The organism is Paenibacillus darwinianus (assembly GCF_000598065.1).
Lineage (GTDB): Bacteria > Bacillota > Bacilli > Paenibacillales > Paenibacillaceae > Paenibacillus_I > Paenibacillus_I darwinianus.
In genome coordinates this window covers 1-5,763 of sequence record NZ_KK082221.1, presented here as the reverse complement: position 1 = coordinate 5,763, position 5,763 = coordinate 1, and the positions used below count along the sequence as shown (strand labels likewise).

The 5,763-nt window shown below is 57.1% G+C and carries 7 protein-coding genes and 2 pseudogenes; 4 read left to right on the top strand and 5 right to left on the bottom strand.

What is annotated here, in order from left to right; translation table 11 throughout:
* From BG52_RS14560 to BG52_RS14550, 3 genes and pseudogenes are all read left to right on the top strand, one after another.
* Window positions 1–246: helix-turn-helix transcriptional regulator (locus tag BG52_RS14560; protein ID WP_223299029.1), on the top strand; the 246-nt coding region annotated here is incomplete at its 5' end.
* Between the two features lie 305 nt (window positions 247–551).
* Window positions 552–836: a transposase gene (locus BG52_RS14555; protein WP_036586253.1), complete on the top strand. Its 285-nt coding sequence runs from the start codon at window positions 552–554 to the stop codon at window positions 834–836.
* A gap of 137 nt (window positions 837–973) precedes the next feature.
* Window positions 974–1,216, top strand: a pseudogene (locus BG52_RS14550) (IS3 family transposase); the annotation flags it as partial.
* 659 nt (window positions 1,217–1,875) lie between these two features.
* Here BG52_RS14550 and BG52_RS14545 read toward each other — a convergent pair.
* Together BG52_RS14545 and BG52_RS14540 are read right to left on the bottom strand one after the other, a co-directional pair.
* Complete coding sequence (locus tag BG52_RS14545; protein WP_036586257.1) at window positions 1,876–2,070, bottom strand: hypothetical protein; 195 nt, start codon at window positions 2,068–2,070, stop codon at window positions 1,876–1,878.
* Between the two features lie 69 nt (window positions 2,071–2,139).
* A complete protein-coding gene (locus tag BG52_RS14540; protein WP_036667581.1) occupies window positions 2,140–3,165 on the bottom strand; it encodes an NADH:flavin oxidoreductase/NADH oxidase in 1,026 nt (341 codons plus the stop codon).
* A 74-nt stretch (window positions 3,166–3,239) separates the two neighbouring features.
* Between BG52_RS14540 and BG52_RS14535 the strand changes: the two genes are divergently transcribed.
* On the top strand, window positions 3,240–4,196 hold the full coding sequence (locus BG52_RS14535) for a D-2-hydroxyacid dehydrogenase (protein ID WP_036586259.1): 957 nt from the start codon (window positions 3,240–3,242) through the stop codon (window positions 4,194–4,196).
* 64 nt (window positions 4,197–4,260) lie between these two features.
* On the opposite strand, the gene BG52_RS14530 is transcribed toward BG52_RS14535, so the two are convergent.
* From BG52_RS14530 to BG52_RS14520, 3 genes and pseudogenes are all read right to left on the bottom strand, one after another.
* Window positions 4,261–4,620, bottom strand: a complete 360-nt coding sequence (locus BG52_RS14530) for a hypothetical protein (protein ID WP_051588157.1) — start codon at window positions 4,618–4,620, stop codon at window positions 4,261–4,263.
* A 29-nt stretch (window positions 4,621–4,649) separates the two neighbouring features.
* A complete protein-coding gene (locus tag BG52_RS14525) occupies window positions 4,650–5,354 on the bottom strand; it encodes a pirin family protein (protein ID WP_036667579.1) in 705 nt (234 codons plus the stop codon).
* Between the two features lie 91 nt (window positions 5,355–5,445).
* Window positions 5,446–5,763 (bottom strand): annotated as a pseudogene (locus tag BG52_RS14520) (hypothetical protein); the annotation flags it as partial.

Sequence of the window (5,763 nt, the reverse complement as noted above, 5' to 3'; positions counted from 1 at the left end):
ATCCAAAACATGGTGAACGCCGTCGGCGTCAAGCTGGGTTCTGTCATACCGGAAGGCATGTATGATCTCAGCGACCGGGAGCGCGAAGTGGCCCAAATGCTCATGGAATGCGATACCAATGCTGCAATCGCGAAAAAACTCCACATCACGGAAATCACCGTAAAAAAACATTTGAGCCAGGTTTACAAAAAAGCGGAAGTAAAGAACCGCACCGAGTTTGTCAAAAAGCTGATGAGCATCGATTGATCGAAACAAACCGAGTCCGGAGCGCCCGGCCACGAACGTTCGAGCCATTATTCGATGATCATACGTGTAATTAGGGCTTGCTGAACACAGAAAAATGCTTATACCGCAAGGGTTTTCCGGTGTTTTTGTCGAATATATCTGCAAGGAAAATGAGCGAAAATGGTCAAAAACCTTGCAGACGGAGTTGACTGAGCGTGTTTGTGATGAACCGAGACATGGACGATCTTCTGAAAACTGATGCTAGACTTAATAGTAGACACAGATTAAACTGATAAAATGATTAATATCGGAGGACTGTGTCGAGAATGAAAAAAACACTCTATGACGAGGCATACAAGAAAAAGACAGTACAGTACATCAAGGAAAGCGGAAAGCCGGTGGCGGAGGTAGCTCGTGAGCTGAAGATTAACGACAACACGTTGTACGGCTGGATCAAGAAATTCGGCAGTGAGCCGGAAATCGCGGAGAATCAAGCCTTTAAGTCGGAAGATCATAAGCTGCGAGAGCTGCAAAAACAGATACGGGACCTGCAAGAGGAGAACGAAATCTTAAAAAAGGCCATGCACTTCTTCGCGAAAGACCGTCGGTAAAATATCAGTTCATCCACGAATACCGCTCCGAGTACCGGCTGGAGAAGTTGTGCAAAGTAATGAACGTATCTCGCAGCGAATATTACAAATGGCGTGATCGTCCCGAAAGCGAACGAGAGCGCCAGCACAAAGAATGGACCGAGCAGGTCAAGGAAGTGTTCGACGATTCCCGTCAGCTCTACGGGAGTCCAAAGGTCACTCAGAAGCTGCAACAGCAAGGAATACACGTATCGGAACGGACCGTAACTCGCATCATGAACGAGCAACAATGGCGATCCCGAACGGTGAAAAAGTACAAGGCCACAACAAACTCGAAGCATAACCTGCCGGTTCAGGAGAATGTGCTGAATCAGGAATTTATAGTCAGCAAGCCCAATGAATAATGGGTGACGGACATCACCTATAATACGCCCAGCTAACTTAGATCCTCAAATGGACCGAAGTTACTTGAGCATGTTTGGAATGCATGTCGATCTTTTTTTCAGACATGCCCTTCTTCTGCTGTGAGAAGAAGGGAGCCGAAGCGGCGGTGACTTGCCGACACTGGCAAGGTGACGTAGTCCGTGGGAAACGGGACTTGCGGCGAAGCGATTACGCCAAGATGAGTTTCTAGGCTGAGCATGGGAAGGCTGAGGAACACGAACCTATTAAACCGCATCTGAGGGTTGAAATGTCACCCCTGCCTACATCGCTTAACAGGCAGGTCGCGGACTGAACTGCCGTTAGCCGCATTGACGGCATTCACGAAAGCTGGTCAAAATGGAGAGCCGAATGCGCTGAGAGGTGCAAGTCCGGTTCGGGAAAGAGAGATGGGGAAATAGTCCGACTACGCCCTAAAAAAGAGTTAATCTACCTCAACAAGTACCAACCGCGTGAGGAAGCACAAAAGAGCATTTTAGTGGTTGGCCACTACCAGCCCCCACAGCGGACTTTCACCGCCTAGTTAATCGTCATGCACGCCGCACCAAAAAAAGAATCCGGCCCGCCGGGCCGGATTCTTCGCTTTCGGTTTTCCGCTGGCTCGACGGCGTGCTCGTGCTTAGCCGCCCAGCTTTTTGCGCGTGGTATTGATTTTCTTGGCGTTGTTCTGGTGCTTCATCGTCGATCCGCCGCCGTTTGCGTGAAACGACTGCTTGCCTCCTGCGGCTTGCTCTTGCTTCTTCTGCGCGAGCTTTTGCTTGACCGCTTCGGCGAGGGAAATTTTTTTCGGCTCGAACTGGTTTTGTTCCGTCATGCGATCACCCCGTCTTTCGTTGAATCTATCCGTAGTGTATCACGTTTTCGGACAAGACGCATCCGTCAATTAATACGCCCGGTGATAGGCTTCGGGAGCAACCTCCCGTGCACTGCCGCCCGTTTCCTTGATCGCCCGCGTCGCCCAGTAAGGATCGCGCAGCATGCCTCTTGCAACGGCAACCAGGTCGGCGTCGCCGTTATCCAGTGCCTTCGCGGCCACCTGCGGATCATCCAGCATGCCGACCGCGATGACCGGCACCCCGAGCGCCTCCTTGAAGGCGCGGGCAAAAGGCACCTGAAAGCCCGGATAATTGCCCGGCTTGCGCTGCCCCGGCGCGCCGTCCCCGCCGGTCGAGATGTGGAAAATGTCGACGCCCGCTTCCTTGTACCGCTTCGAAATCTCAATCGCGTAGTCCAGATCGTACCCCCCGTCGGCATACTCCACAGCGGAAATCCGCATCAGCAGCGGCATGTTTTCGGGCAACTGCGCTTTCACAGCGCGGATGACTTCCACGCCGAAAAGCGTCCGGTCGCGGCCGTACTCGTCCTCCCGCTGATTGGAATGAGGGGAATGGAACTGATGGATCAGATAACCGTGCGCGCCATGAATTTCGACGGTATCGACGCCCGCCTCCACGGCGCGGCGAGCCGCGTCGGCGAATTTTTGCACGATTTCCTTCACTTCATCCGTCGTCAGAGCGTGCGGCGTGTTGTAATTTTCATCGAAGGCTACAGCCATCGGTCCGACCGGCACCGCTTCGTCCTCCGCCTTGCGGCCGGCATGGGCAATTTGAATAGCGACCTTCGCACCGTATTTCTGTGCTTCCTTGATGATTCTGCGGTAAACCGGCACATGCTCGTCTGACCATAAGCCGAGACAGCGGTTCGTAATACGCCCGACCGGCTCGACGTCCGTCATTTCAATAATAATCAGCCCGGTTCCACCGACAGCGCGGGAGACGTAATGCACATAATGCCATTCGGTCGGCATGCCGTCCTCTCCCACTGCGGAGTATTGGCACATCGGCGCCATGACGACCCGGTTTTTGAGCTCCAACCCTTTATACGAAAACGTTTTGTCCATTGCGGTCATAATGCTTGTCATCCTTTCTGTGGCAAATCCTGTTATACTATAAATCAAAAACGGCATAACGGAGGAACTTATCGATGCGTACGATGATCTGTTTGCACGGTTTTACGCCAGAACAGCAGGAAGCGGTCCGCAAGGCCGTCCCCGGCTGGCGCGTGGTGTTCGGCCGTACCGGCGAAGTCGAGGCCGCCCTGTACAAAGAGGCGGAGATCGTCTGCGGCTGGAACGGCGACGCGGCCAGGGAATGCTTGGCTCCTGACAGCAGGTTGCGCTGGGTGCAGACGTGGTCGGCCGGCGTGGACAAGCTGCCTCTCGCACGGCTGGCCGCAAAGGGAGCGCTTCTGACCGGAGCGAGCGGCGTTCATCCTGCGCCGATGTCCGAAACGGTGTTCGCCTTAATGCTCGGCCTGACCCGCGGCATCCACCGCGCGGTTCGCGCTCAGACGAACGGCAGGTGGGACCGTCCGGCCGTCCTGCCGGAAATGCACGGCAAGACGGCCGTGATCGTCGGCGCGGGCAAGATCGGTCAGGAAGTCGCCCGTCTCGCCCAGGCGTTCTCCATGACGACGCTCGGCGTGCGCCGCTCGGGCGAGCCCGCCCCTTCCTTCGACCGCATGCTGACTTCGGAGCGGCTGGACGAAGCGCTGTCTCAAGCCGATTACGTCATAAACATACTGCCGTTGACGGATGAGACGCGGCACCTGTTCGATGAAGGCCGTTTCGCACACATGCGAAGCTCCGCTTATTTCATCAACGCCGGACGGGGCGAGACTGTCCGCACGGAAGCGCTCGTCGATGCGCTTCGAAACGGCGCGATCGCCGGCGCTGGCCTGGACGTGTTCGAGCAGGAGCCGCTGCCGGAGGACCACCCGTTATGGTCGCTGGACAACGTCATCCTCACGCCGCATACCGGCGGCTCCACCGCCAGCGTAAAGGAGCGGGTGGCGGCGATTTTTCTCGCCAACCTGCCGTTTTATTTAAGCGGCGAGACGCATGCGCTGCTTAACCTGATCGATTACAGCCGCGGCTACTGACGCCCAGCCGCGCGCGTTATGCGATTCGCCGGATTGCTCAAGCCGGGTCCCGTCGCTTCCCCGTTTACAGAATGACCCGGTCATTCGCGTATTCCACGCGCGCGTCGACCTCGATCGTCATGGTTCCGGCATCCGCATCCTTCACAAGGTACGGATGTTTGTGTTTGCCGTATAACCACCACTTGCGGATCGGCGGATCGCCGCCGGGACGCTCGATGAAAAAGAACAGGTTGAGCTCCTCGACCAGCCGTTCGACCTCCGCCATAACAGCAGGCTCGACGCCGGACACCTTGATCGTCCAGCGCCCTTCCCCGCCTTCCAGACTGAACTCCGCTCCATGCTTGTCGCTGTCGAGCAGCAGCCGGCCGAAGACGGTTTTGATCAACAGCTTATGATGCTCGTTCGGGTGAGATTGATTCGCCATGCATGCCACGCTCCTATCGTCACTTATCGTTACGGAAGGTCGATCAGCAGGAAAAAAGCGCCGCCGCCCTGCGCACGCAGCGCCAGCTCCGGCTCATTTTCCGCCCGGACGGCGTCTCCCTGCTGCGTCAGCTCATGCCCGTCGTTCACCGACAGCCTCCCATCAAACAGAAACAAGAAGCTTCTGCGGCCCGCTGCTTGACGAAACGTGACCGCTTCGCCGCCGCTCAGCCTCGACATATAGATCGTCGTATCCTGACCGATCGAGGATAGGCCCTCTCCGCCAGCGGGCGACACGATCGGCAGCAGCCGTCCGTTCAAAGCTTCCGGATCGTAGTGGGACGTCTCGTAGGAGGGCTCCCGCAATCGATCCGACGGCGCAATCCAGATTTGCACAAGGGTGCAATCCTCGTCCGACGGGTTCACCTCGGAATGTATGATGCCGGTTCCCGCACTCATCCGCTGCACGCCACCGAAGCCCGTAACCGCCGTGTTTCCCAGACTGTCCTCGTGCTTCAGCTGTCCTGCCAGCACCACGCTCACGATCTCCATCTCGCGGTGCGGATGGGCGCCGAACCCGTGATTGCCTTTGATCGTATCGTTGTTGAACACCTTCAGCGGACCAAAGGCCTCGCGCCGCGGATCGTAATGGTCGGCGAACGGGAAGCTCAGCCGGCTGCTGAGCCATTCGAGTTCGGTGCGGAAACGCGATTCCGACGGATCTAAGATAATCATGACGAATCATCCTCTCCAATGATATTGACATCGCATGACGGACACGACGGCAGCGGCGCGTGCAGTGGCCGGTGCAACGGCGGGTGCGGCGTCAGCCGCCTGAGCCGCTGCCGACCGCGGATTTTACAAACCACGTCCAAACGGCGTCCAGCGTCCGCTGCAGGTTGGATACCTGGCCGACCGTGAACGGCGGACCGGTTCGAAAATAATCGGGATGCCCGCCGACGATTCGGATTGTGCCGGCATAGGCCGGTGCGTATAAGCGGCGATCCCAGACGGGCCAACCGCCGGCCGTGAAGCGCAAGCCGCCCCAGCCGCCGAGTCGGGTCACGGCGTCAATCCTGCGCCCCCGGCCGTCAACCGCAAAGAAATAGCCGACCTTGCCGCGCATGTCCGGGTCAATCCTGAC

Coding starts and splice junctions, on each gene's coding strand:
- BG52_RS14545 (WP_036586257.1), bottom strand. CDS start 2,070: ATGACGGAACAAAACCAGTTCGAGCCGAAAAAAATTTCCCTCGCCGAA.
- BG52_RS14530 (WP_051588157.1), bottom strand. CDS start 4,620: ATGGCGAATCAATCTCACCCGAACGAGCATCATAAGCTGTTGATCAAA.
- BG52_RS14540 (WP_036667581.1), bottom strand. CDS start 3,165: ATGACCGCAATGGACAAAACGTTTTCGTATAAAGGGTTGGAGCTCAAA.
- BG52_RS14535 (WP_036586259.1), top strand. CDS start 3,240: ATGCGTACGATGATCTGTTTGCACGGTTTTACGCCAGAACAGCAGGAA.
- BG52_RS14525 (WP_036667579.1), bottom strand. CDS start 5,354: ATGATTATCTTAGATCCGTCGGAATCGCGTTTCCGCACCGAACTCGAA.
- BG52_RS14555 (WP_036586253.1), top strand. CDS start 552: ATGAAAAAAACACTCTATGACGAGGCATACAAGAAAAAGACAGTACAG.